General features: G+C 44.6%; 27 protein-coding genes and 4 tRNA genes. 24 read left to right on the top strand and 7 right to left on the bottom strand.

All coding sequences use genetic code 11. From position 1 onward, the window contains the following. Positions 1-15: 15 nt before the first annotated feature. Both AAFX28_RS10660 and epd read right to left on the bottom strand, forming a co-directional pair. Complete coding sequence (locus tag AAFX28_RS10660) at positions 16-1,176, bottom strand: phosphoglycerate kinase (RefSeq protein WP_408687545.1); 1,161 nt, start codon at positions 1,174-1,176, stop codon at positions 16-18. A gap of 151 nt (positions 1,177-1,327) precedes the next feature. After that, positions 1,328-2,368 carry an erythrose-4-phosphate dehydrogenase gene (epd, locus tag AAFX28_RS10655; protein ID WP_408687543.1) on the bottom strand — a complete coding sequence of 347 codons (1,041 nt, stop codon included), beginning with the start codon at positions 2,366-2,368 and terminating at the stop codon, positions 1,328-1,330. A gap of 200 nt (positions 2,369-2,568) precedes the next feature. On the opposite strand from epd, the gene AAFX28_RS10650 reads away from it, so the two are divergent. Beyond that, positions 2,569-2,805 (top strand): hypothetical protein, encoded by a 237-nt coding sequence (locus AAFX28_RS10650; protein WP_408687541.1) that lies wholly within the window; start codon positions 2,569-2,571, stop codon positions 2,803-2,805. Between the two features lie 79 nt (positions 2,806-2,884). On the opposite strand, the gene tkt is transcribed toward AAFX28_RS10650, so the two are convergent. Continuing rightward, positions 2,885-4,879 carry a transketolase gene (gene tkt / locus AAFX28_RS10645; RefSeq protein ID WP_408687540.1) on the bottom strand — a complete coding sequence of 665 codons (1,995 nt, stop codon included), beginning with the start codon at positions 4,877-4,879 and terminating at the stop codon, positions 2,885-2,887. 318 nt (positions 4,880-5,197) lie between these two features. Between tkt and metK the strand changes: the two genes are divergently transcribed. The 8 genes from metK to ruvX all read left to right on the top strand — a co-directional run bounded on the left by metK (position 5,198) and on the right by ruvX (position 11,654). After that, positions 5,198-6,352 carry a methionine adenosyltransferase gene (gene metK, locus AAFX28_RS10640; protein ID WP_408687538.1) on the top strand — a complete coding sequence of 385 codons (1,155 nt, stop codon included), beginning with the start codon at positions 5,198-5,200 and terminating at the stop codon, positions 6,350-6,352. Positions 6,353-6,631: 279 nt separating this feature from the next. After that, positions 6,632-7,429 (top strand): DUF2189 domain-containing protein, encoded by a 798-nt coding sequence (locus tag AAFX28_RS10635; protein WP_408687536.1) that lies wholly within the window; start codon positions 6,632-6,634, stop codon positions 7,427-7,429. 69 nt (positions 7,430-7,498) lie between these two features. Beyond that, on the top strand, positions 7,499-7,996 hold the full coding sequence (locus tag AAFX28_RS10630; RefSeq protein WP_408690856.1) for a SprT family zinc-dependent metalloprotease: 498 nt from the start codon (positions 7,499-7,501) through the stop codon (positions 7,994-7,996). 78 nt (positions 7,997-8,074) lie between these two features. Beyond that, positions 8,075-8,776 (top strand): deoxyribonuclease I, encoded by a 702-nt coding sequence (gene endA, locus AAFX28_RS10625; RefSeq protein WP_408687535.1) that lies wholly within the window; start codon positions 8,075-8,077, stop codon positions 8,774-8,776. Positions 8,777-8,905: 129 nt separating this feature from the next. Continuing rightward, the gene (gene rsmE, locus AAFX28_RS10620; protein WP_408687533.1) at positions 8,906-9,637 is read left to right on the top strand and encodes a 16S rRNA (uracil(1498)-N(3))-methyltransferase; all 732 of its coding nucleotides are present in this window, start codon (positions 8,906-8,908) and stop codon (positions 9,635-9,637) included. A 12-nt stretch (positions 9,638-9,649) separates the two neighbouring features. Then, positions 9,650-10,597, top strand: coding sequence for a glutathione synthase (gene gshB, locus AAFX28_RS10615; protein WP_408687531.1), 948 nt, complete (start codon positions 9,650-9,652; stop codon positions 10,595-10,597). A gap of 50 nt (positions 10,598-10,647) precedes the next feature. Then, the gene (locus AAFX28_RS10610) at positions 10,648-11,211 is read left to right on the top strand and encodes a YqgE/AlgH family protein (protein ID WP_408687530.1); all 564 of its coding nucleotides are present in this window, start codon (positions 10,648-10,650) and stop codon (positions 11,209-11,211) included. Positions 11,212-11,228: 17 nt separating this feature from the next. Beyond that, positions 11,229-11,654, top strand: a complete 426-nt coding sequence (gene ruvX, locus AAFX28_RS10605; protein ID WP_408687528.1) for a Holliday junction resolvase RuvX — start codon at positions 11,229-11,231, stop codon at positions 11,652-11,654. A gap of 213 nt (positions 11,655-11,867) precedes the next feature. On the opposite strand, the gene AAFX28_RS10600 is transcribed toward ruvX, so the two are convergent. Both AAFX28_RS10600 and AAFX28_RS10595 read right to left on the bottom strand, forming a co-directional pair. Next, positions 11,868-12,974 carry a PilT/PilU family type 4a pilus ATPase gene (locus AAFX28_RS10600; RefSeq protein ID WP_408687526.1) on the bottom strand — a complete coding sequence of 369 codons (1,107 nt, stop codon included), beginning with the start codon at positions 12,972-12,974 and terminating at the stop codon, positions 11,868-11,870. Between the two features lie 11 nt (positions 12,975-12,985). Then, positions 12,986-14,023 (bottom strand): type IV pilus twitching motility protein PilT, encoded by a 1,038-nt coding sequence (locus tag AAFX28_RS10595; RefSeq protein ID WP_408687524.1) that lies wholly within the window; start codon positions 14,021-14,023, stop codon positions 12,986-12,988. Positions 14,024-14,048: 25 nt separating this feature from the next. Between AAFX28_RS10595 and AAFX28_RS10590 the strand changes: the two genes are divergently transcribed. From AAFX28_RS10590 to hemW, 7 genes are all read left to right on the top strand, one after another. Continuing rightward, a complete protein-coding gene (locus tag AAFX28_RS10590) occupies positions 14,049-14,765 on the top strand; it encodes a YggS family pyridoxal phosphate-dependent enzyme (protein ID WP_408687523.1) in 717 nt (238 codons plus the stop codon). 23 nt (positions 14,766-14,788) lie between these two features. Further along, complete coding sequence (proC, locus tag AAFX28_RS10585; protein WP_408687521.1) at positions 14,789-15,607, top strand: pyrroline-5-carboxylate reductase; 819 nt, start codon at positions 14,789-14,791, stop codon at positions 15,605-15,607. Between the two features lie 38 nt (positions 15,608-15,645). Continuing rightward, complete coding sequence (locus AAFX28_RS10580; protein ID WP_408687520.1) at positions 15,646-16,203, top strand: YggT family protein; 558 nt, start codon at positions 15,646-15,648, stop codon at positions 16,201-16,203. Further along, entirely contained in the window at positions 16,203-16,493 is a 291-nt protein-coding gene (yggU, locus tag AAFX28_RS10575) for a DUF167 family protein YggU (RefSeq protein ID WP_408687518.1), read from the top strand. Before AAFX28_RS10580 ends, yggU begins: the two co-directional genes overlap by 1 nt. 45 nt (positions 16,494-16,538) lie before the next feature. Further along, entirely contained in the window at positions 16,539-16,970 is a 432-nt protein-coding gene (locus tag AAFX28_RS10570; protein WP_408687517.1) for a DUF4426 domain-containing protein, read from the top strand. Positions 16,971-17,073: 103 nt separating this feature from the next. After that, entirely contained in the window at positions 17,074-17,673 is a 600-nt protein-coding gene (locus AAFX28_RS10565) for an XTP/dITP diphosphatase (RefSeq protein ID WP_408687516.1), read from the top strand. A 5-nt stretch (positions 17,674-17,678) separates the two neighbouring features. Continuing rightward, positions 17,679-18,854 carry a radical SAM family heme chaperone HemW gene (gene hemW, locus AAFX28_RS10560; protein ID WP_408687514.1) on the top strand — a complete coding sequence of 392 codons (1,176 nt, stop codon included), beginning with the start codon at positions 17,679-17,681 and terminating at the stop codon, positions 18,852-18,854. A 255-nt stretch (positions 18,855-19,109) separates the two neighbouring features. Here the strand turns inward: hemW and glsB are convergent, their stop codons facing one another. Further along, the gene (glsB, locus tag AAFX28_RS10555; RefSeq protein WP_408687513.1) at positions 19,110-20,030 is read right to left on the bottom strand and encodes a glutaminase B; all 921 of its coding nucleotides are present in this window, start codon (positions 20,028-20,030) and stop codon (positions 19,110-19,112) included. A 132-nt stretch (positions 20,031-20,162) separates the two neighbouring features. Next, positions 20,163-20,882 carry a tRNA (guanosine(46)-N7)-methyltransferase TrmB gene (trmB, locus tag AAFX28_RS10550; RefSeq protein WP_408687511.1) on the bottom strand — a complete coding sequence of 240 codons (720 nt, stop codon included), beginning with the start codon at positions 20,880-20,882 and terminating at the stop codon, positions 20,163-20,165. Between the two features lie 180 nt (positions 20,883-21,062). On the opposite strand from trmB, the gene mutY reads away from it, so the two are divergent. The 8 genes from mutY (at position 21,063) to AAFX28_RS10510 (ending at position 26,018) form a co-directional block, all read left to right on the top strand. Next, the gene (gene mutY / locus AAFX28_RS10545; RefSeq protein WP_408687509.1) at positions 21,063-22,118 is read left to right on the top strand and encodes an A/G-specific adenine glycosylase; all 1,056 of its coding nucleotides are present in this window, start codon (positions 21,063-21,065) and stop codon (positions 22,116-22,118) included. 17 nt (positions 22,119-22,135) lie between these two features. Next, entirely contained in the window at positions 22,136-22,408 is a 273-nt protein-coding gene (locus AAFX28_RS10540; protein ID WP_408687508.1) for an oxidative damage protection protein, read from the top strand. Positions 22,409-22,474: 66 nt separating this feature from the next. Next, positions 22,475-23,611 carry a membrane-bound lytic murein transglycosylase MltC gene (gene mltC / locus AAFX28_RS10535; protein ID WP_408687506.1) on the top strand — a complete coding sequence of 379 codons (1,137 nt, stop codon included), beginning with the start codon at positions 22,475-22,477 and terminating at the stop codon, positions 23,609-23,611. A gap of 103 nt (positions 23,612-23,714) precedes the next feature. Continuing rightward, a tRNA-Phe gene (locus AAFX28_RS10530) sits at positions 23,715-23,790 on the top strand. Between the two features lie 66 nt (positions 23,791-23,856). After that, positions 23,857-23,932 (top strand) — tRNA-Thr (locus AAFX28_RS10525). A gap of 7 nt (positions 23,933-23,939) precedes the next feature. Continuing rightward, positions 23,940-24,015, top strand: a tRNA-Phe gene (locus AAFX28_RS10520). Between the two features lie 41 nt (positions 24,016-24,056). After that, positions 24,057-24,132: transfer RNA gene (locus tag AAFX28_RS10515), tRNA-Asn, on the top strand. Positions 24,133-24,392: 260 nt separating this feature from the next. After that, positions 24,393-26,018, top strand: coding sequence for a methyl-accepting chemotaxis protein (locus AAFX28_RS10510; RefSeq protein WP_408687504.1), 1,626 nt, complete (start codon positions 24,393-24,395; stop codon positions 26,016-26,018). Positions 26,019-26,122 lie beyond the last annotated feature (104 nt).

Here is a 26,122-nt window from a genome sequence, read left to right as displayed (position 1 = left end):
CCCGCTTTCACTCAATTACTTAGCGCGCTCTTCAAGCATTGCTACAGCTGGAAGTACTTTACCTTCAACGAACTCAAGGAATGCACCACCGCCAGTAGAGATGTAAGATACGTCAGCTTTGATACCGAACTTATCGATAGCTGCTAGCGTGTCACCACCACCTGCTACAGAGAAACCTGCAGATTCAGCGATTGCTTTAGAGATACCAGCTGTACCCGCTTCGAAGTTCTTGAATTCGAATACACCTACAGGGCCATTCCAAAGGATAGTTTTAGCATTGCCGATGATTTCAGCTAGTGCTGCAGTTGAATCTGGACCTAGGTCGAAGATCATGTCGTCGTCAGCAACTTCAGAAACGTGCTTGATTTCAGCTTCTGCGTTTTCGTCGAATGCTTTTGCACATGCAACGTCAGTCGCAACTGGGATTGAACACTCTTTCATTAGTTTCTGAGCTGTTTCAACTAGATCTGCTTCGTATAGAGACTTACCTACATTGTGGCCTTCAGCAGCGATAAACGTGTTTGCGATACCACCACCAACAACAAGTTGGTCAGCAACTTTAGATAGAGATTCTAAAACAGTTAGTTTAGTAGAAACTTTAGAACCACCAACGATAGCGACTAGTGGACGCTCTGGGTTGTCCATAGCTTTACCTAGTGCTTCAAGCTCTGCTGCTAGTAGAGGACCAGCACACGCTACAGGTGCGTTCATGCCAACACCGTGAGTAGATGCTTGTGCACGGTGAGCAGTACCAAATGCGTCCATTACGAAGATGTCACATAGTGCAGCGTACTTTTTAGATAGCTCTTCTTCGTTCTTCTTTTCGCCTTTGTTGAAACGAACGTTTTCAAGAACAACAAGCTCACCAGTGTTTAGCTCTAGGCCTTCTAGGTAATCTTTAGCTAGTTTAACTTCGCAATCTAGTGCGTCGTTTAGATAATTAACTACAGGTTGTAGAGAGAACTCTTCTGCGTATTCACCTTCAGTTGGACGACCTAGGTGAGAAGTAACCATAACTTTAGCGCCTGCTTCTAGACAGTGCTTGATAGTTGGTAGAGATGCTAGGATACGTGCATCAGAAGTCACTTTGCCTTCTTTTACTGGTACGTTTAGGTCCGCACGGATAAATACACGTTTACCTGCTAGATCCAGGTCAGTCATCTTGATTACAGACATGATGTGTCCTCTCAAATATTCAATAAGTAAAGTTTTCAGTAGCCCGGCAACCCTGCCAGACCTATTAATTCTTCAAACGCTTCGGTGTACATGGAGGTTATCAATATTTATTTCAAGGGTAAAAATAAATATTTCTCCATCAATAGAGTGGTTATTTCGCACTCTGCATTGCGAGCGCTGTATCCAACATACGATTCGCAAAACCCCATTCGTTATCACACCATACGAGCATTTTAACTAGATGCCCGTTACTCACTCGTGTTTGTGTGCCATCGACAATCGCGCTATGGGGATCATGATTAAAGTCGATAGAAACGAGCGGCGCTTCAGTATAGTCAACAATGCCCTGTAATGTACACTGAGATGCGTTAACAATGGTTTGATTTACGTCATTAACTTTCACATTTGTATTAATTGTGACACTTAAATCCATTGCTGTGACGTTAACTGTGGGCACTCGTACAGAAATCGCTTCAAATTTGTTAGAAAATTTCGGGAAGATTCTTTCAATTCCCTTATGCAACTTCGTGTCTACAGGAATAATTGATTGGCTTGCTGCACGCGTACGCCTTAAATCAGAGTGGTAAGCATCAATGACCTGTTGGTCGTTCATAGAGGAATGGATGGTAGTAATAGTGCCAGACTCGATTTCAAAAGCGTCATCAAGCGCCTTGATGATTGGCACGATACAGTTAGTGGTACAAGAACCGTTGGAAACAACTTTGTGCTCCGCTTTTAGCGTATCGTGGTTTACGCCATAAATAATGGTGTTGTCTAAATCGCTCGCACCTGGGTGAGAAAACAGGACTTTCTTTGCCCCCGCCTTGATGTGTTCTTGGCCGTCAGCTTGCGAGCCAAATACACCCGTACAATCTAGGACTAAATCGACTTCAAGATCTCGCCATGGCAAAAGATCGATATCGCTTAGGTGAAGGATTCGGATAGAGTCAAACTCCCCCGTTCCCTCATGCGGTGCATCATGGTGAACATAGATATGCTCTTGGTCATTGGAGATCTTCTTACCAAAACGCCCGTGGCTGGTATCATACTGAAGCAAATGCGCCATAGCGTCTGGTTGAGCAAGTTCGTTAACCGCTACCACTTTGATCTGTTGGTTCTTTCCACTCTCATATACTGCACGCAGTACATTACGACCGATACGTCCAAATCCATTGATCGCAACTTTTAGCATGATTCCATCGCCCTACATGATTTTCGTGTCACAAATACTACCCGATAGACACTCAAAACGCATTAAGTTAGTGAAATGTGTCGAAGAATTTGTTTTATAAAACTTGATCAATATTCAATCAGTATGATTTATTAGCGAATAGATAAGTTATTTTCTGTTGGCTGTTTCTTTTCTAGTTTCATCAACCAAAGGAAATGACTATGTCTGGTTACCCAGCTACACACTTTTGTAAGCAATGCTCACAAGAAACACCTCATAGTGAAGTTTTAGTGAGAAAGACGAGCAGCTACGACACTGATCGTTCGTTGCTTGGAAGAGTTAAGCTGATGGCTCACACCTTTATCAACGGTGGGCATTATTACGACATGGACCGATACGTGACATGTAAAGTATGTGGTCACAAAGAAAAAGATAACTGGGGTAATGAGTTTGAATAAACTTTAAATTCAGTAAAGCCAATATAAAAAAACCGAGCCAAATGGCTCGGTTTTCTATTTTTCGTCGACGCGAACTAAATTAAGAAAGTAGTTCTTTCGCTGTGTTCACTACGTTTTCGGTTGTGAAACCGAACATCTTGAATAGCTCACCTGCAGGAGCAGATTCACCGAACGTTGTCATACCGATGATCTTGCCACCGAAACCAACGTACTTGTACCAGAAGTCAGCAATGCCAGCTTCTATAGCGATACGAGCAGTTACGTCTGAAGGTAGAACTTCTTCACGGTAAGCTGCGTCTTGCTTGTCGAATGCGTCAGTTGCAGGCATAGATACAACGCGTACTTTCTTACCTTCAGCTGTTAGTTCAGCCGCAGCGTTAACCGCTAGCTCAACTTCAGAACCTGTAGCGATAAGGATTAGCTCTGGCTTACCTTCACAATCTTTCAGGATGTAACCACCCTTCGCGATGTTTGCTACTTGCTCTTCGCTACGCTCTTGCTGTGCAAGGTTTTGACGAGAGAAGATTAGCGATGTTGGACCGTCTTTACGTTCGATAGCCAGTTTCCAAGCGACTGCAGACTCAACTTGATCACATGGACGCCATGTGCTCATGTTTGGAGTTAGGCGTAGAGAAGCCATTTGCTCAACTGGTTGGTGAGTTGGACCATCTTCGCCAAGACCGATAGAGTCGTGCGTGTACACTTGGATGTTCTGAACTTTCATCAGTGCAGCCATACGCATTGCGTTACGAGCGTATTCCATGAACATTAGGAACGTTGCGCCATATGGTACGAAACCGCCGTGCAGAGCGATACCGTTCATGATCGCTGTCATACCAAATTCACGTACACCGTAGTGGATGTAGTTACCCGCAGGATCTTCAGCTGAAACAGACTTCGAACCAGACCACATAGTTAGGTTAGAAGGTGCAAGGTCAGCAGAGCCGCCTAGGAATTCGGGCAGCATAGCACCAAATGCTTCTAGTGCGTTTTGAGATGCTTTACGTGATGCGATGTTTGCAGGATTTGCTTGAAGGTCAGCAATGATTTGGTTTGCTTTCTCTTCCCACTGTGCTGGAAGCTCACCGTTTAGACGACGCTTAAGCTCTGCTGCTTCTGCAGGGTAAGCTGCCGCATATGCGTCAAACTTAGCATTCCAAGCTGCTTCTTTAGCTGCGCCTGCTTCTTTTGCATCCCACTCTGCATAAACATCTGCTGGGATTTCAAATGGACCGAATTCCCAACCAAGTTGCTTGCGAGTCGCTGCGATTTCTTCAGCGCCTAGTGGAGCACCGTGACAGTCATGTGAACCAGACTTGTTAGGTGAACCAAAACCAATAACTGTCCTAGTACAAATCAGAGTAGGACGAGGGTCTGCTTTCGCTGCAATGATAGCCGCGTTGATAGCTTCAGAATCGTGACCGTCTACTGCTGGAATTACGTGCCAGCCGTAAGCTTCGAAACGTTTAGGCGTGTCATCAGAGAACCAACCTTCAACTTCACCATCAATTGAGATGCCGTTGTCATCCCAGAAAGCGATCAGCTTACCAAGACCTAGCGTACCCGCTAGCGAACATGCTTCGTGAGAGATACCTTCCATCAGACAGCCGTCACCCATGAATGCATAAGTGAAGTGGTCAACGATGTCGTGGCCTTCTTTGTTGAATTGTGCTGCAAGAGTCTTCTCAGCAAGCGCCATACCAACAGCGTTCGTGATACCTTGACCTAGTGGACCAGTTGTCGTTTCAACTCCTGGTGCGTAACCGTACTCAGGGTGACCAGGTGTTTTAGAGTGAAGCTGACGGAAGTTTTTCAGATCGTCGATAGAAAGCTCGTAACCTGCAAGATGAAGCAGAGAGTAAATCAGCATAGAGCCGTGGCCGTTTGACAGTACGAAACGGTCGCGGTCAGCCCACTCTGGGTTTGCAGGGTTGTGGTTTAGGTGAGAACGCCAAAGAACTTCAGCGATATCAGCCATACCCATAGGTGCGCCTGGGTGGCCCGAGTTAGCTTGTTGAACACCATCCATGCTTAGAGCGCGGATTGCATTGGCGAGATGTTGACGAGAAGACATGTCAGCTCCTGAGTGCATTAAGCGAATCAAAAAATATGTGAGCAATAATTCTCTCAAAGCGCTACAGGCTCTGCAAACGTTTTCCAAGACAAAACCTCACAATTTTCTGAGATTTCGCTCCCTTTGACGGCAAGTTATCAATATATAACCGCGCTAAAGCAAACGTTTAGTTATGATTCATGAAAAAAAAGAGCTTGTAATTCGAGCAGTGAAAATTAGAATAGACGTCTAGATGTAGATACACCTACAATATTTAATACTATTTAATCGTGATGGGCTTATAAAGTCGGTCACTCCAAGAGATAAAGTGGAGCTCACATGGCTAAGCACCTGTTCACTTCTGAGTCGGTATCAGAAGGTCATCCAGATAAAATTGCAGACCAAATTTCTGATGCAGTACTTGATGCGATTCTAGAACAAGACCCGAAAGCACGTGTTGCGTGTGAAACTTACGTAAAAACCGGCATGGTAATGGTTGGTGGTGAAGTTACGACTTCTGCATGGGTTGATATCGAAGAGATCACTCGTGAAACAGTACGTGAAATTGGTTACGTTCACTCAGACATGGGTTTTGACGCAGATTCTTGTGCAGTTCTAAACACTATCGGTAAGCAGTCTCCAGACATCAACCAAGGCGTTGATAAAGCAGATCCTAAAGATCAGGGCGCTGGCGACCAAGGTATCATGTTTGGTTACGCAACTAACGAAACTGAAATTCTAATGCCTGCTCCTATTACTTACTCTCACCGTCTTGTAGAAAAGCAAGCTGAAGTACGTAAGAGCGGCAAACTAGACTTCCTTCGTCCAGATGCAAAATCTCAGGTAACGTTCCAGTACGACCAAGGTAAGATCGTTGGTATCGACGCGGTTGTTCTTTCAACTCAGCACTGTGACTCAGTTTCTACGCCAGACCTACGTGAAGCAGTAATGGAAGAGATCATCAAGCCAGTACTGCCTTCAGAGTGGATCAACAAAGAGACTAACTTCTTCATCAACCCAACTGGCCGTTTCGTAATCGGTGGTCCTATGGGTGACTGTGGTCTAACAGGCCGTAAAATCATCGTAGATACCTACGGCGGCGCAGCTCGTCACGGTGGTGGTGCTTTCTCTGGTAAAGATCCATCAAAAGTAGACCGCTCTGCAGCATATGCAGCACGTTACGTTGCGAAAAACATCGTAGCAGCTGGCATGGCAGATCGTTGTGAAATCCAACTTTCTTACGCAATCGGTGTTGCTGATCCAACATCAATCATGGTTGAAACGTTCGGTACTGAGAAAGTGCCTCACGAAGTGATCATTGAAGCTGTTCGCCAGAATTTCGACCTACGTCCTTACGGCCTACAAGAAATGTTGAACCTACTTCAGCCTATCTACAAGAAGACAGCAGCTTACGGCCACTTTGGTCGCGAAGAGTTCCCATGGGAAGCAACAGACAAAGCAGCAATTCTTTCGGACTTTGCTGGTCTTAAGTAATTACAATTTAAGACATAATCAAATTTTAAAGGGCTTTTGGGTAACCAAAAGCCCTTTTTCTTTAGGGATAAATTTATGGCGTAAAGTTGTATTTTTTTGCCATCGGGTCAATAGTTAAAAATATGTTAATGAGCTAAGCCTTTATTTAGGGAGACCTCATAGCAGTAGATGAACTCTTGCCCATATATCGCGAAGTCACAGAGCCGGGCATCGAGTTTCCAACGCATTCGAGTGGCGCCGCCGCTTAAATGACAATAGAGAATCGATCAAGGAGGATGTATGCCTCGTACGGTGAATCCAAATGACTTCAACGATAAACAGAAGGAAGTCTCCGATGCGGAATATGCTCGTACCATTCCGTGTAATCAATTAAGTATTTCAGCACCCTTTCACTGGCTATCTCTCGGTCTGCATGACTTCGTGAGAATGCCACTGATCAGTGCCTTCTATGGGCTCTGCTTCATGGCCGCAGCCATTGGGATTGTATTACTAGTTCAATGGCAAGGCACCCACCTAGTTGTTATGCCAAGTTTAGTAGTCTATATGTTAATCGGCCCTTTCCTTGCGTTAGGTCTTTACGACGCAAGCTGGGAAAGAGAGAAGGGACACAGCCCTAGCTTGTTGCACTCAATGAGAGCCATTGGCCGAAACTCTACTTCACAATGGGCCTTCGCTGTCCTACTTGCGGTGTGTATGATTTTCTGGATGCGCATTGCTGCCTTGCTTCATGCTCTATACCCTTCTGTGCAAGGTGCACCACTAACAGAGTTTATGCCTTTCCTTGTCATAGGCTCACTGGTCGGTTTCGTTCTTGCCTGTATCGTGTTTAGTATCTCGGCTTTCTCGATCCCAGTGATGATGGAACGACGCGTGGATATGATGACTGCCGTCTTTACTAGCTTTAATGCTGTCAAATCAAACATACCTGCCATGGTGGTTTGGGCTGCGTTGATTTGTGGCGGGATTTTAATCGGCTTTGCCACCTACGGTGTCGGCATGCTCTTCACCATGCCAATTCTTGGTTATGGTACTTGGCATGCTTACCATGAAACTATCAAAAAAAAGCATCACCCTTAAGTCGCACACAACACAAAACCAGTATATGATTCGCCCCTACTTATTAGGGGCGTTTTTGTGGAGTCAGACTTGGATATAGAGCTAGAATATCGAGTAAAGAAAATCATCGCTGAATGTATCCAAACTGCTTCAAAGGTTTTTAAACGAACTTTTCCTATTCCAAAGGTGAGCTATAAGCTGCGAGGAAAAGCAGCGGGTAAGGCCTACTTACAACTGAACGAAATTCGCCTTAATCCAGTGCTATTTAGAGAAAACCAGCAAGCGTTCTTAAACGAAGTCATCCCCCATGAAGTTGCTCACCTGATTACCCACCAAGTCTATGGCCGTGTTAGACCGCATGGAAAAGAATGGCAAGGCGTCATGGAGGCGGTATTCAAAGTACCCGCAAAAACAACCCACAGCTTCGAAGTTGCATCCGTACAAGGAAAAACCTTTGAGTACCTGTGCGCCTGTACAACTTATCCTCTTTCTATTCGCCGCCACAATAAAGTCCTGCGCAACCAAGCCAGTTACCGCTGCCAACAATGTCAGCAACCCTTAAGCTTTACAGGAAAACAACTTTCCTAATCGAGATTAATCTCAATAATACTATTCCAGATTGCGTGTTAGACTGTATTTCATACTACTTTTCTAATGCGGAATCTCATGAAAAGAACGCTATTAATCAGCTTATTATCGCTATTAGTCAGTGCGGTTAGCTACGCTGCGCCTCCCTCTTCCTTTTCTAAGGCAAAAAAAGAAGCCCTCAAGATTTACGCCGACCATCCAACAAGCTTCTATTGTGGCTGTGATATTGAATGGCAAGGACGTAAAGGCAAGCCTGATTTAGAATCTTGTGGATACCAAGTCCGTAAACAAGAAAAACGCGCTTCTCGCATCGAGTGGGAGCATGTTGTCCCTGCATGGCAATTTGGCCACCAGCGACAATGCTGGCAAGAGGGTGGACGAAAGAACTGCACTAAAAACGATAAGATCTTTAAATCCATGGAAGCCGATCTGCATAACCTTACGCCAGCGATCGGAGAAGTAAATGGCGACCGCTCTAACTATAACTTCAGTCAGTGGAATGGTCTGGATGGCGTTAGCTACGGACGCTGCGAAATGCAGGTTAACTTTAAGCAACGTAAGGTCATGCCCCCCGACAGAGCAAAAGGCTCAATTGCGCGCACTTACCTATATATGAGCCAAGAGTACGGTTTTAAGCTGTCTAAGCAACAAACTCAACTGATGAACGCATGGAATAAACAATTCCCCGTGGATAAGTGGGAATGTACACGTGAAGAACGTATCTTCAAAATCCAAGGTAATCACAACCCATTTGTTTACCAAGCGTGCCAAGCCCTCTAGCCTATCCGCGTGATAAAATTTATGAGTTTCCAGTTATTGGCTGGAAACTCACTCTGCCCCTTGTTTTTTCTCACTAAAGCATCCATGTTAGAGGTTAATTCAAAACCTCTTGCTGGAAATCGAAATAGAATGCGAATCCCACGAATTTATCACCCAGAAGTCATTACTCAATTAGGTTCTTTAATGCTAAGCGATGATGCCGCAGGCCATATTGGTCGTGTGTTACGCATGAAAGAGGGACAAGAAGTTCTACTGTTTGACGGCAGTGGTGCTGAGTTTCCGGCAGAGATTACCAACGTATCAAAGAAGAGCGTTGAAGTTGAAATTAAACAGCGTGTGGAACGTAGCTCAGAATCGCCTCTAGATCTTCACTTAGGCCAAGTTATTTCACGTGGCGATAAGATGGAGTTTACGATTCAAAAATCGGTCGAGCTCGGTGTGAACACTATTACCCCTCTGATTTCAGAGCGCTGCGGTGTGAAACTCGACCAAAAACGCTTCGAGAAAAAACTCGCCCAATGGCAAAAGATCGCTATCAGTGCCTGTGAACAATGTGGACGCAACACGGTTCCAGAAATCCGCCCTATTATGCAATTAGAAGAGTGGTGTGGAGAAGAGTACGACGGTCTAAAACTTAACCTCCATCCTCGAGCTAAATACTCGATAAACACCCTGCCGACACCGGTTGAAAAAGTGCGTCTATTGATTGGCCCTGAAGGTGGCTTATCAGCAGAAGAAATCGGTATGACGGAACAATACAAATTTGAAGAGACGCTGCTTGGTCCACGTATACTACGCACTGAGACTGCGGCTCTAACTGCAATTACAGCCTTGCAAGTTCGTTTCGGCGATCTTGGTTAAACGGAGAACAATATGATCAAATTAGGTATCGTAATGGACCCTATCTCGTCCATTAACATCAAGAAAGACTCTAGCTTTGCCATGATGCTTGAAGCGCAGCGCCGCGGCTACGAAATCCACTACATGGAAATGAACGATCTTCACCTAGACCAAGGTGTTGCGGTTGCTGACACGAAAGTCGTTGAGCTCAAAGAGGATCCAACTGGCTGGTATCAGTTTAAATCAGAGCAAACTATCGAACTGTCAGAGCTTGATGCTGTTCTGATGCGCAAAGATCCTCCGTTTGATACAGAGTACATCTACGCAACTTACATCCTAGAGCGCGCAGAAGAACAAGGCACTCTAATCGTTAACAAACCACAAAGCCTACGTGATTGTAACGAAAAACTTTTCACTGCTTGGTTCCCAGAGCTAACACCAACCACTATCGTGACGCGTAAAGCAGAGAAGATTAAACAGTTCCGTGAAAAACATGGTGATGTCATCCTGAAGCCACTTGATGGCATGGGTGGCGCTTCAATCTTCCGCGTGAAAGAAGGCGATCCTAACGTATCAGTAATCATTGAAACGTTAACAAACCACGGCCAAAATTACGCAATGGCGCAAACTTTTGTCCCTGACATCAGTAACGGCGACAAACGCATTCTAGTGGTGGATGGTGAACCAATGCCTTACTGCCTGGCTCGTATCCCTGCAAAAGGAGAAACTCGTGGCAACCTAGCAGCAGGTGGCACTGGTGAAGCTCGCCCACTGAGTGAAACAGATAAAAAGATCGCTGAAGCTGTAGCGCCTACACTTAAAGAAAAAGGACTGATTTTTGTTGGTCTAGACGTGATTGGCGACAAGCTAACAGAAATCAATGTCACCAGCCCTACCTGTATTCGTGAAATTGAGGCGGCATTTGATGTCTCAATTACAGGTAAATTAATGGATGCGATTGAACGTCGACTAAAAGCCTAACCGCATTTGGGCGACGTCATTGGTCGCCCTACTTTTTACTGGGAGTAACGATGAATCTAACTAACCATTTTTTAGTGGCAATGCCCGGGATGAAAGACCCATACTTCCAGCGCAGTGTGATTTATGTCTGCGAACATAATGCTGATGGCGCAATGGGGTTAATGATAAACGCACCCATTGATATCACCATCGGAAAGATGCTCGAGAAAGTGGATGTAACATCAGAGCACCCAATGCTACAAACAGAAAGCTTGGAAAAGCCTGTCCTCAATGGTGGCCCAGTCTCTGAAGACCGTGGATTTATACTCCACCAGCCTAAAGATGAATACGAATCCAGTATCAAAATGAGCGACCGAATCTCAGTGACGACTTCGCGAGATATCCTTGGTGTACTTGGTACGGAAGCAGAGCCTAACCAGTATATCGTTGCTCTTGGCTATTCAGGTTGGGAAGCAGGCCAATTGGAGATAGAGCTGTCTGAGAACTCTTGGCTAACCGTCGAAGCTGATCCTAATGTCATTTTTGATACACCAATTAATGAACGTTGGCAAAAGGCCGTTCAGATGCTTGGTATTGATGTCTCTCAGCTTTCTAGCGACATTGGCCACGCCTAAACAATTTAAGAGTAATTATGTCTAGAACAATCATGGCTTTTGACTTTGGCACAAAAAGTATTGGTAGTGCGATTGGTCAAGAGATCACTGGTACCGCCTCGCCATTAAAGGCATTCAAAGCCAACGATGGTATTCCTAATTGGGATGATATCGAGAAGCAAATCAAAGAATGGCAGCCCAATTTATTGGTTGTGGGACTACCAACCGATCTCCACGGTAAAGACCTTGAGACTATTACGCCAAGAGCCAAGAAGTTTGCCAACCGCCTCCATGGCCGATTTGGCTTAGCGGTTGAGCTGCACGACGAGCGCCTATCGACTATGGAAGCGCGTGCAGACCTGTTTGAAATGGGTGGCTACAAAGCACTAAGTAAAGGAAATGTTGATTGCCAGTCTGCAGTCGTCATTCTTGAAAGCTGGTTTGAAGCTCAATACGGCGACTAGCGAGAAGTAAAAGAACAAAAGGGGTGATGCGCAAGCATCACCCCTTTTCCGTTTCAATCAGTTAAAACGTCATCCTCAAGAGTGAGAGACGAACGAGTTGGGGATCTTTTACAGTTAGTAGAGAACAATTAGAGATTCCCTACTCTCTCCTTCGTCGTTCTATGGAATGACCTGTCTAACTAAAACCCATACTCAAAATAGTTGAAGGGGATGTCAGTCCATATCGATCTGAACGCCCTCTAAGCTCCCACCACCAAAGCTATCGCCTCGTTGCGTTTTAAGCATAATACGTAGGTCGTTGGCAGAATCCGCACTATGCAGTGCATCTTCTTCGTTAATCTTTCCGTCCATAACCAACTTATACAAAGCTTGATCAAAGGTCTGCATACCGACTTGCTGCGACTTCGCCATTGTCGATTTAAGCTCATGCAGATCACCTCGACGAATCAAATCCGAGACTCGTGGACTGTTGAGTAGGACTTCAAATACGCCGTGACGCCCTTGACCGTTTTTATCGCGAATCAACTGCTGAGCAATCACACCTCTTAAGTTCATCGACAAATCAAACAGGAACTGCTCTTTTTGCTCTTTCGGTACAAGGTGTAAAATTCGCTCTAAAGCTTGGTTGGCGTTATTGGCATGCAAGGTTGCCATGCAAAGGTGCCCTGTTTCAGCAAACGTCATGGCATATTCCATGGTCTCACGCGAACGAATCTCACCGATTAGAATCATATCTGGAGCTTGGCGTAGTGAGTTTTTCAAGGCAACTTCATAACTATCAGTATCTAAGCCAACTTCACGTTGAGTCACAATACAGCGCTGATGCTCATGCACAAACTCAATAGGATCTTCTACCGTCAGAATATGGCCGGTTCTATGAGTATTTCTATACCCCGTCATCGCTGCCATTGTGGTTGATTTACCAGAGCCCGTAGCCCCGACAACCAGCACCAAACCACGTTTTGCAATCGAGAGGTCTTGCAGTACCTCTGGCAAACGTAAGTCTTCAAACGTTGGGATGGTCGTTTCTATACGACGGATCACCGCGCCCGGCATTTCTCGCTGGTAGAATGCCGAAACACGATAACGGCCAAAGTCACGAACGATGGCAAAATTTGCTTCTTTGGTTTTTAAGTACTCCTGATGACGCTCATCATCCATCATACTCTCAAGCAGTTGATTCACTTGAAGTGTGGAGAGCTTCTCACCATGAGCACGTAGCTCTCCATCTACCCGATACAAAACCGGAGCTCCTACCGTAATATAAAGATCTGAAGACTTTTGATCGTTCATTCCTTGAAGGAAAGCATCGATTTCCATATTCACCTCAATTAAAACATGCTCGATTCAACTTCAATTTTCTTCGCAACTTCATCGGCATCAACCAAGCCTTGAGCAATCAGCTGCTTGGCACTTTGCTCCATCGTCTGCATTCCATGAGCCGCACCTGTTTGAATCACCGAGTACATCTGCGCGACCTTATCTTCACGAATCAGGTTACGAATAGCAGGTGTTGCCATCATAATCTCGTGACAAGCGGTACGCCCACCACCCACACGCTTCAACAGTTTCTGTGCGATGACCGAACGCAAAGACTCAGACAACATTGAACGGACCATATCTTTATCGCTGCCTGGGAATACATCGATAATACGGTCGATGGTTTTAGCTGCGCTGCTGGTATGTAAAGTACCAAACACCAAGTGCCCCGTTTCTGCGGCGGTAAGCGCAAGACTGATCGTTTCTTGATCTCGAAGCTCGCCAACTAAAATAACATCAGGGTCTTCACGCAAAGCACTACGTAAAGCGTTCTTAAAGCTATGAGTATCACGATGCACTTCGCGTTGGTTGATCAAACATTTGTTATTGTTATGAACAAACTCGATTGGATCTTCGATAGTCAGAATGTGCTTGTTATGGTTGCGGTTAATATGATCAACCATTGCCGCTAACGTTGTCGATTTACCAGAACCCGTTGGGCCAGTAACTAACACTAAACCTTTTTCCATATCAGAGATATTTTCAAAGATCTTCGGTGCAGATAGCTGCTCTAAGGTTGGAATTTCGGTTGGTATGGTACGAAAAACTGCGGCACAACCACGAGTTTGGTTGAACGCATTGACACGAAAGCGCCCTACGTTTGGCAACTCAAAAGAGAAATCGACTTCTAGGCGCTCTTCAAACTCACTTCGTTGTGAGTCATTCATAATTTCAAACACTAATCGATGCACATCTGCATGACTAAAAGCAGGGACTCCAAGCTTCCTTACTTCACCATCGATTCTCACCATTGGAGATACTCCAGCAGAAAGATGTAGATCTGAAGCATTATGCTTTACACTAAAATCCAGTAATTCAGCGATATCCATTTAAAATCCTTAAGTAAAATCTGCTATGACTAGTATTCAACAAAATATTGAACAGATCACCTCACAGATTGAGGCTGCACAACAAAAGTGTGGACGCGGTCGAGAGACAGTGCAACTTCTCGCCGTTAGTAAAACTAAGCCTGTCGAAGCTATTCTAGAAGCGGCCCAAGCAGGACAAGTCGCTTTTGGTGAAAACTACGTGCAAGAAGGTGCAAATAAAGTAGCACACTTTTCAGAACGCCATCCAGAGTTAAATCTAGAGTGGCATTTCATTGGACCAATCCAGTCAAACAAGTCGCGCCACGTGGCGGAGAATTTCGCTTGGGTACATACCGTCGATCGCGCCAAAATAGCTCAACGTTTAAATGATCAAAGACTTGAAGGCAGTGACCCTATCCAAGTACTGATGCAAGTTAATACCAGTGGAGAAGCATCAAAGTCGGGACTGAACGAAAGTGAAATCTTTGAACTCGCAGAGTTGATTTCTAGCCTTCCCAACCTCACTTTAAGAGGATTGATGTCAATTCCTGCTAACGTGACTGACTACGCATCTCAGCTAAGTGCCTTTACTCAACTAGCCGAACTGAAAGATAAACTGGCACAACGTTTCCCTGAGCAGAAAATTGATACGCTCTCTATGGGGATGAGTGGAGACATGGAAGCTGCTATTGAAGCAGGAAGTACCATGGTACGAATTGGCACTGCCATTTTCGGCGCTCGCGATTACAGCAACAAAGCTTAAATCTAAAAAGGATCTAACAACCAATGGAACACAAGAAGATCGCCTTTATTGGCGCAGGCAACATGGTTAAGGCAATTGTGTCTGGCTTAGTTGCTGATGGATACCCAGCGTCGCTGATTACTGCTACTGCGCCATCAGAAACACGCCGCCTGCCATTAGAACAAGAGCATGGTATTCATACCACCAGCGATAACGCTCTTGCTGCGCAAAGTGCGGATGTAGTGGTATTGTCTGTAAAACCACAAATGATGGAAGAAGTCTGCAAGCCACTTCAAGCGATCGACTGGTCAGGAAAATTGGTCATCTCTATTGCTGCCGGTATTCAAAGTGTCCGTTTCAATGAGATGTTAGACAGCGAACTAAACCTAGTTCGAGTAATGCCTAATACCCCTTCACAACTCGGCTTGGGAATGAGCGGCCTATATGCTCCGTCTCATGTATCAGAGCAAGATAAACTGTTCGCTGCAGAGCTAATGAAGTCATGTGGCAAAGTATGTTGGGTTGAGCAAGAGTCAGGCATCAACAACATTATCGCCGCTGCTGGTAGTGCACCAGCCTACTTCTTTCTGTTTATGGAAGCCATGCAAGCTGAAGCTATCGCTCAAGGTTTTGATAAAGAGACTGCGCGTTTATTGGTTCAGCAATCCGCACTTGGCGCTGCAAGTATGGTTGTGGGCAATCCAGAGACTGAGCTTTCAACACTGCGTGAGAATGTGACTTCCAAAGGCGGCACGACAGCAGAAGCGTTACGAACATTCAATGACCACCAACTTTCAGATATAGTAGCGAAAGCTATGCAAGCGGCCGTGGTGCGCGCTGAAGAGATGGAAAAACTATTTTAATAATTTTGAGCTAACTGCTCTATAAGTAAGGGTAACCTATGAATTCAATGAGTTTTCTGATTTCCACCCTGTTTGATCTCTACATCATGGTGGTGATCTTACGTATTTGGTTGCAAGCTGCCCGTGCAGACTTCTACAACCCGTTTTCACAATTTATTGTTAAAGCAACTCAACCAGTGATTGCGCCTTTGCGTCGTATCATTCCATCTGTCGGTAACTTAGATTTAGCCACCATACTATTTGCTTACGTATTATGTGTTCTGAAGTTTGTCGCGCTTATCCTTGTCGCCTCTAATGGTTCTGTCAGCTTTAGTGCGGACTTCCTATTCCTTGGTTTGCTATCTCTGCTCAAAGCTGCTGGCGGTTTACTATTCTGGGTACTACTTATCCGCGCAATCTTAAGCTGGGTAAGCCAAGGTCGTAGCCCAATTGAATATGTTTTCCACCAACTAACTGAGCCAATGCTAGCGCCAATTCGTAGAATCCTACCTGCAATGGGTGGTTTTGACCTAAGCGTACTAGTGCTGTTTATTGCTTTGCAATTCGCTAACTTTTTAATGGGCGACCTAATTGGTCCAATTTGGTACCAGCTATAATGTCTTCAGCTGCTTGGTTTGATGGTGAAGACCTTTTATTGATGCTTTACATTCAACCTAAAGCGAGTCGAGACAAAATTGTCGGCCAGCACGGCGAGGAGCTAAAGATTGCGATTACCGCTCCTCCCGTTGATGGTAAAGCCAATGCTCACTTAAGTAAGTATCTCGCCAAGCAGTTTAAAGTGGCAAAGGGATTAATAACCATAGAAAAAGGCGAGCTCGGACGACACAAACAAGTCCGCATCCAATCGCCAGTGCAAATCCCACAAGAAATTAAAGCCATCATTTGATGGCTTTTTGTTTAAATCCAAATAGTAAAAACATCAGGACGCAAAATGAAAAAATGGATCACTCTATTACTGGTAAGCCTCTTCGCCGTACCTAGCTTTGCTGGACAGTTTAAAACGATCAAAGATGTTGAAGTTCACTACTCTGCCTTCAACTCTACCTTCCTTACACCACAAGTGGCACGTAGTTATAAACTAAAACGTAACGGCTATTCTGCCATTTTGAATATTAGCGTTTTAGACAAGTCTCAAGTCGGCAAACCAGCTATCACCGCACAGCTTTCAGGCCATAGCAAGAACCTGATTGGCCAAATGCGCGAGCTCACATTCAAAGAAGTGAAAGAAGCCGATGCGATCTATTACATTGCAGAGTTTCCAATCACGGAAGAAGAGCAGTTAACGTTCAATATTGATGTTAACGCTGGCATTACAGGCACAGGCACATTAAAGTTCACCCAGAAATTTTATGTCGAAGAGTAATTGGGTTGTGATGATCTAAAAGCTTTTGGACACCCTAAGACCAAAACCTATTCATGGGAGAGCAGCAACTCGCTTTCCTTTGATTGCAACAACAGAGACCACCATGAAAAAGATAGTGCTAGCAACAGGTAACCAAGGCAAAGTTCGTGAAATGGCAGACCTACTGGCTGACTTTGGCTTTGACGTTCTTGCTCAGAGTGAATTCAACGTATCTGAAGTGGCTGAAACAGGGACCACTTTTATTGAAAATGCCATCATCAAAGCACGTCACGCAGCAAAAGAAACAGGGCTTGCCGCTATCGCTGACGATTCTGGTCTTGAAGTCGATGCGCTAAAAGGTGCGCCAGGTATCTACTCTGCCCGTTACGCAGGTGAAGGCGCTACAGATCGACAAAACCTAGAGAAATTATTGGAAGCGATGAAAGATGTACCGGAAGCAGAGCGCTCTGCACGCTTTCACTGTGTACTGGTACTGATGCGCCATGAGAACGATCCTACACCTATCGTTTGCCACGGTAAGTGGGAAGGGCGTATCTTAACTGAAGCCCACGGTGACAATGGCTTTGGTTATGACCCTATCTTCTTCGTGCCTGAAGACAACTGCGCTTCAGCTGAGCTAGAGCCCACACGTAAAAAGCAACTTTCACATCGTGGTAAAGCCTTGAAAACTCTTTTTGCAACACTGTCAGAGCAACCTTTGTAAGCCCAATGAGCCAGCTAATTCCACCAGCCTTAAGCCTTTATGTACACATCCCATGGTGTGTACAAAAATGCCCTTACTGTGATTTTAACTCTCACGCCCTGAAAGCAGAGATCCCTGAGCAAGAGTATATTGCGGCCCTCCTGCAAGATCTTGACGCAGATATCGAGCGTTACCAGCTAAACGATAACCCTCGCTTACTGCATTCGATCTTTATTGGTGGCGGAACACCGAGCTTAATCTCTGCTGAAGGTATTACGAACTTGCTGACAGGAATTGAAGCAAGGCTGCCATTTAAGCCAAATATTGAGATCACCATGGAGGCGAACCCTGGCACAATTGAAGCCGAGCGCTTTGCTGGTTATCAAAAGGCTGGGGTGACACGTATTTCCGTTGGGGTACAAAGTTTTGAGCAGCAGAAACTTGAAAGGCTTGGCCGTATCCACGGTCAGGATGAAGCAGTTAATGCGGCTAAACTCGCCCACCAAATTGGATTGAACAGTTTTAATCTCGATCTAATGCACGGCTTGCCAGATCAGTCCGTCGATCAAGCATTGAAAGATCTAGAGAAAGCGATCGAACTCGATCCTCCTCATCTCTCTTGGTATCAATTGACGATCGAACCCAACACCATGTTTTACTATAAGCAGCCTACCTTGCCTGATGACGATGATTTGTGGGACATCTTCGAATTAGGCCATAAGAAATTAGCAGAGGCCGGCTACGTGCAATATGAGATATCTGGTTACAGCAAACCGGGCTATCAATGTCAGCACAACCTTAACTATTGGCGTTTTGGGGATTATTTGGGGATTGGCTGCGGCTCACATGGCAAGCTCAGTTTTAGTGATGGGCGTATTGTTCGAACCACTAAGATCAAACACCCTAAAGGCTATCTTGCTGCTTACGATAATATAGTCAAACCGTATTTAAACAGTGAAGAACAAGTCGCTGATGAAGATCGCCCTTTTGAGTTCTTTATGAACCGCTTCCGTCTTATCGAAGCCTGCCCAAAACAAGATTTTCTTGATACGACAGGACTTGATTTTGAAGCGATTCAAGAGACAATTGATTGGTCTATTGAGATGGGTTATATCGATGAAAGCGATACCCATTGGAAAATCACCGAGAAAGGTAAGTTATTCCTTAATGATTTGTTAGAAGCCTTTATGGCGGAAGAGTAGAGCGTTAATGGGATGCGCGGACTTCGTCCTATGGAGAGCGGGAGAGTTTACAGGGTTGGCGTTTTGCGCCAGCCCTTTATTTTTTGTCATCCTCAAGAATGAGGCACGAGTGAGTTGGGGATCTCTTAAAGCTATTCGAAATCTTAAGGAGATTCCCTACTCGCTCCTTCGTCACTCAATGGAATGACCGAATAATGCATGGGGTTCATCTCGAAAGGCGAAGCCCGTTCTCGAAGCAAAGCGTTCCTCAAACATCTAAAAAATCGAACGACCAATACGCTCAGCTAGCAGTTCAAGTGCCTTAGTCCCTGCTAATGAGTTACCTGACGGGTCAAGCTCAGGTGACCAAACCGCGATGGTCATCTCACCCGGTACGACTGCCATAATGCCACCACCAACGCCCGACTTACCTGGCATACCCACACGATAAGCAAATTCGCCCGCACCGTCATACAAACCACAGGTCGCTAGCAAAGCATTTAACTGCTTAGTTTGCGTTGGCGTAATTACTGATTTCTCAGTCTGTACCGAGGTGCCTTTATTGGCTAAATAACTGAAGGTTTTGGCTAAATCAACACAACTCATCTTCAGTGCACAAGCATGGAAGTAGTTATTGAGTACAGGAATAACATCATTCTCAAAGTTGCCAAATGAGCGCATCAAATACGCGATAGCCGCATTACGGTCACTGTGCATCATCTCTGAAGCGGCAACAATTTTGTCATAGCAAATATGCGTATCACCAGAAAGTTGACGGACAAACTCCAGCAAACGTTGACGAGGTGCAGAAAGACGACTGTTGAGCAGGTCAGCAACTACAATCGCTCCAGCATTGATAAACGGATTGCGCGGGATCCCCTGCTCCATTTCCAGCTGAATTAATGAATTGAATGCTTGGCCTGATGGCTCTTTACCTACACGTGCCCAGATCTCTTCCGGCTTATATAGACACATCGCCAAGGTTAAACTTAGCGCTTTAGAAATCGACTGAATAGAAAACGGCTCATCCGCATCACCCGCTTTAATCACTTCCCCTTGGTTAGTAAAAACCGCCAGCCCCAATTTAGAGGCCGGTACTTTTGCTAGAGCAGGAATATAATCAGCCACCTTACCTTGGCCAATTAACGGGCGAACTTCTTCGAGAATCTCATTTAAAATTTCTTGTGTCGGTTTCATCAGCAACCTTAAAAATCAATTAGTTATTATTATTTTCTTATAGGGTCAAAAAAGCCAACACATCAATGTTGGCTTTAATCATCTTTTACCTTACTGCTATTAGTACAAGCATCAAGGTCTAAGTCATTGCGGTTATTTTACGCGCTTGTACTTAATATCCCAAACGCCGTGACCTAAACGGTGACCACGCGCTTCAAATTTTGTCAATGGACGCTCATCTGGGCGAGGAACAAAATCACCTTGTTCAGCGATGTTCTCAAAGCCAGGTGCTTCGTTCATCACTTCAATCATGTGCTCTGCGTAGTTTTCCCAGTCAGTCGCCATATGGAAGATACCTTCACCTTCAATCAGCTTTTGACGAACCATCTCAGCGAAATCTAACTGAACGATACGACGCTTGTGGTGACGTTTCTTATGCCATGGGTCAGGGAAGAACAGTTGTAACGTTGCAAGACTGCTATCAGGGATCATGTTAGCAAACACTTCAACCGCATCGTGACACATAACACGCAAGTTAGTGATACCTGCTTCACGAGCGTCAGATAGACACGCACCTACGCCTGGGCTGTGTACTTCGATACCGATAAAGTTCTTTTCAGGAGCATTCTTCGCCATTTCAACTAGAGATGCACCCATACCAAAACCAATTTCTAGAACTACTGGGTTGTCGTTACCAAACACTTCTTTCCAATCTAGAAGCTTATCTTGGTAATCAATACCCATTGTTGGCCAACACTCATTCATCGCGTTTTCTTGACCTTTGGTCAAACGACCTTCGCGTCGAACAAAGCTGCGAACTTTGCGTATCAGTTTACCGTCTTCGTTGTACTCGTTAGTGGTCACTTCACTCATGATATTGCCTGTTTAAAAATTGGTCTCGACTCAAAGGGATTGTGATTATCCAAAGAATTGACACTGGTGCAAGTCTTTTAGAACATTTCACCCATATTATAACCCTACTCTTTATCGGTTGTACTTTAGCCACTGAATGTGGTGCAATTTTGACAAACCAAATTATAAATAGAGCAAGTCGTGACTCCTTTCGCCAGCGCCATCTTAGAATGGTACGAAAACTATGGCCGTAAAAGCCTACCGTGGCAGCAAAACAAAACCGCATATAGTGTTTGGCTGTCAGAAATCATGTTGCAACAAACCCAAGTCGCGACAGTTATTCCTTATTACCAGCGCTTCCTGGAGCGCTTTCCAACTGTCATAGATCTAGCCAATGCCGAGCAAGATGAAGTATTGCACCTATGGACAGGGCTTGGTTATTACGCCCGCGCGCGAAACCTGCACAAAGCCGCAAAAGTAGTAACACAGCAATACAACGGTGAGTTTCCACTTAACATCGAAGAGATGAATGCTCTGCCAGGAATAGGTCGCTCAACGGCCGCCGCCATTTTATCTTCGGTATATAAACAGCCTCATGCAATTTTAGATGGCAATGTTAAGCGTACACTTGCGAGAAGCTTTGCCGTTGATGGTTGGCCGGGGCAGAAAAAAGTAGAGAATCAACTTTGGCAATACGCGGAAGAACACACGCCAAGTGTCGATGTTGATAAATACAACCAAGCGATGATGGATATGGGTGCGATGGTCTGTACCCGCAGTAAACCCAAATGCACTCTTTGCCCAGTTGAATCAATGTGCGTGGCTAATAAGCAAGGCAACCAGCTCGACTACCCAGGTAAGAAGCCTAAGAAAGAAAAGCCGATTAAAGAAGCTTGGTTCATCATGCTGCACTATCAAGGTCAAGTATGGTTAGAGCAACGACCACAATCTGGCATTTGGGGTGGGTTGTTTTGCTTCCCTGAAAATAGTCACGCAGACCTTACGCATCAAATTGATAGCCGAGGTGTGTTAGATGCTGATATTAAAGCAACCACACAGTTGATTGCCTTTCGCCATACCTTTAGCCATTACCATCTCGATATCACCCCTATTTTGGTAGACCTATCAAAGCAACCTAACGTGATCATGGAAGGAAGCAAAGGTCTTTGGTATAACTTATCGCAACCAGAAGAGATCGGCTTAGCCGCACCAGTAAAACAATTACTGGAAAGCCTACCGTTCGAGCTTCAAAACTAATATTTTAAGGAGTCGTTATGAGCCGCACTGTATTTTGTGCTCGACTACAAAAAGAGGCTGATGGCCTAGACTTTCAACTTTACCCTGGTGAACTAGGTAAACGCATTTTTGATAGCATTTCGAAAGAAGCGTGGGCTGAATGGCAAAGTAAGCAAACCATGCTTATCAATGAGAAAAAGCTCAACATGATGGACCCAGAGCACCGCAAACTGCTTGAAGCAGAGATGGTTAATTTCCTGTTTGAAGGTAAAGAGGTTCACATCGAAGGTTACACGCCACCAAGCGAGTAATTGAAAACGAGTTTAAGATTAGAATGACATCATTGCCTGCAGTGATGTCATTTTTTTAGGATACATATGAAGAAGTTAGCGTATTTTCTGATCGCAATATCACTAACGGGTTGTAGCCGTGAGTTTGTAGAAAGCATCTATGATGTCAATTACGAGCCAACCAACCGTTTTGCGAAAAACCTCGCTGAATTACCCGGCCAGTTCGCAAAAGACACCGATGCTCTCGATGCTTTGATCAACAGTTTTTCTGGCAACATTGAAAAACGCTGGGGACGAAATGAGATCAAATTCGCAGGCAAAAGTAACTACGTTAAATATATCGACAACTACTTAAGCCGTTCAGAAGTTAACTTCGATAAAGGTTTGATAACCATTGAGACCGTCTCTCCTACGGATCCTAAACAACACCTAAAAAATGCCATTATCACGACGTTACTTACACCAGATGATCCAGCCAACGTTGACCTTTTCTCATCAAAAGAAATTACTTTAGAAGGCCAGCCTTTCCTCTATCGCCAGGTTGTTGACCAAGATAAAAAACCAATCCAATGGTCGTGGCGTGCGAATCGATTTGCTGATTATCTAATTGCTAACAAGCTCAAAGTTAAAGACGTTGATTTTAAAAAGGCTTACTACGTTGAAATCCCAATGGTTGAAGAACAGTTTGAGATCCGTAGCTACAAATATGCCGATATTGTTCAACGTGCATCGCGTAAGTATGACATTCCAGAAGACCTGATTTACGCCATCATCAAAACAGAGAGCAGCTTCAACCCATATGCTGTGAGCTGGGCAAATGCTTATGGTTTGATGCAAGTGGTACCAAAAACGGCAGGTAAAGACGTATTTAAGCTTGTTAAAAAGAAATCAGGGCAACCTACACCTGAGTATCTATTCAATCCAGAAAACAACATTGATACCGGCACCGCCTATTTCTACATCTTAAAAAATCGTTATCTGAAAGATGTCCGCCACCCGACTTCGCTTGAGTACAGTATGATCTCTGCTTACAACGGAGGAACCGGTGGTGTTTTGAACACTTTCAACCGCAATGATAGAAAACGAGCAATGCGAGATTTAAATTCCTTACAACCAAATCAAGTTTATTGGGCCCTTACGAAAAAACATCCAAATGCTGAAGCTCGTCGTTACCTAGAAAAAGTTACCAAATTCAAAAAAGATTTTAACTCTGGCAAAACATAATTAGTCAAAACGACTAAATAATCGACACTTAAGCACTTTTTTGATTTTTTTTCTAAAAACATGTTGACGGCAAGACCGAAAATCCGTTTAATAGCGCTCCGTTGCCCGGATAGCTCAGTCGGTAGAGCAGAGGATTGAAAATCCTCGTGTCGGTGGTTCGATTCCGCCTCCGGGCACCACAATTTGATTTGTTGGTGTCTTAACAAAAAGTTATTACACGGACAAAAGCACAAAGAATACAGTGTGCCGACTTAGCTCAGTAGGTAGAGCAACTGACTTGTAATCAGTAGGTCACCAGTTCGATTCCGGTAGTCGGCACCATTCTTTTGCCTCGATAGCTCAGTCGGTAGAGCAGAGGATTGAAAATCCTCGTGTCGGTGGTTCGATTCCGCCTCGAGGCACCATTATTTGGTGCTCTTGCATAGCAAGACACAAACAGAATAGTTCCTCCTTAGCTCAGTTGGTAGAGCGACGGACTGTTAATCCGCAGGTCGCTGGTTCGAGCCCAGCAGGAGGAGCCACTTTAAGAAGCCAAGTCGAAAGACTTGGCTTTTTTCATTTCTGCAACCCCAAACATTCTCTTGCTCATTCAATTTCATAACTTCAGCAATGTGTTCAGTTGCTTAATAAATAGTTATTTCGCACCTAAAATTTAATCTGAATCATAAATTCATCCATCGCTGCTACTCGCTTAGTTTGAACTACAATAAGATGACATTCTAATTACTAGAATGGATTCTATCGCTTTTTTTATTGAAGCTATTGTTTGTGAGCTAATTATATGAAATTAAAAACTCAAGCTTATTTATTGTCAGGAATTATCCTGATTGCACTGCTAGCACTAACTGCAACTGGCCTTTGGACCTTGCGCGTCGCTAGTAATCTAGACAACAAGGCACGAGTAACCGAACTATTCAAAAGTGCTTATAGCATTTTGACTGAAGTCGAGAAGATGTCGATAGATGGCACACTTGAAGAAGAACAAGCAAAAGCGCTAGCGACTCGTCTACTACGCAACAACATCTACAAAGATAATGAATATGTATATGTTGCAGATGAGAACATGACTTTCGTAGCGACCCCTCTTGATCCTCAGCTTCATGGTACAAGCTTCCACGACTTTAAAGATGGGAATGGTGATAGCGTCGGTCAGCTGATTTTAGATGTACTAGGCCGAAAAACAGGTCAAATTGTCGAATACACTTGGACACAAAAACTTCCTGATGGCTCGATCGAAGAGAAGCTATCTATTGCTGAGAAAACACCTCACTGGGGTTGGGTTGTTGGCACTGGCATTGGCTTCAATGAAGTCAATGCCCGCTTCTGGTCAACAGCCCAGTGGCAGCTATTTCTATGTCTAGTTATCGCTTCAACCATTCTAGCAACCTTGATCCTTTCAATTCGTCGTATGTTAGCTCTACTCGGTGGAGAACCAACAGATGTACGTCGTGCAGTTCAAGAAGTCGCAAGCGGTAGTATTCAAAGCTCATTTGAGCACTCAGCACCAAAAGGCAGCATTTATGAAGCAGTGCAACAAATGAGTAAATCACTCGCCCAGCTTGTTGGCAACTTGGATAGCTCAATGCATGCTCTTCGTAACGAGCTAGGCAATGTGGAAGGTCGAGCAGCAAGTATTGCCCAGCTGACTGACTCTCAGCAACAATCAACAGCAATGATCGCGACGGCAATGACTGAAATGGCTTCTTCTGCAAACAACGTGGCTGATTCAGCAAGCGATACGGCTCGAAACACTGATGAAGCCGATAAACAGAGCCAGCACACCCAACAGCTAATCCATAATACGGTTGATAATATTCAAGGTCTGGCTTCTCAACTAGGTACTGCAAGTCAAGCCGTTGCAGACCTCGACAATGATGTAAATAACATCGTAAAAGTCCTAGACGTTATTGGTGATATTGCTGAACAAACTAACCTGCTTGCGCTAAATGCCGCTATAGAAGCTGCGCGTGCCGGTGAGCAAGGACGTGGTTTTGCGGTTGTAGCAGACGAAGTACGTAACCTTGCAGGTCGAACTCAAGACAGCACAAAAGAAATTCAGCAGATGATCACCAACCTGCAGGAAGGCTCGCGCAATGCTATTCAAACGATGGAAGTATGTGCAGAGACAAGCCAGAATACAGTCGAAGAATCGCAACATGCCTCTGAAGCACTGCAGCAAATTGTTGTTGCCCTAGAGTCTATTACTCAAATGAGTCACCAGATTGCGACAGCTGCAGCTGAACAGACTCAAGTAAGTGATGATATTTCTCAGCGCATCAACATGATCGAAGAGAGCGGAAACCAGTTAAGTGGTGTCGTTACTGAAAGTCATAACAGCACACAAAGCTTAACTCAGCTTTCAAATGAACTCGAAAACTGGGTAAGCAAGTTTACTGTTAAGCACTAATCGTACTCAGACTAGTAAAAAGCACGCCTCTTTGCGTGCTTTTTTATTGTCTAAACCCAACTATTTCACCTTTTCTAATAGATATGCCCTGTTGCCCTCTATAC

The organism is Vibrio sp. TBV020 (assembly GCF_046056895.1).
Taxonomy (GTDB): domain Bacteria; phylum Pseudomonadota; class Gammaproteobacteria; order Enterobacterales; family Vibrionaceae; genus Vibrio.
The sequence above is the reverse complement of the archived record's forward strand: the minus strand, read 5'-3'. Positions and strand labels throughout refer to the sequence as shown.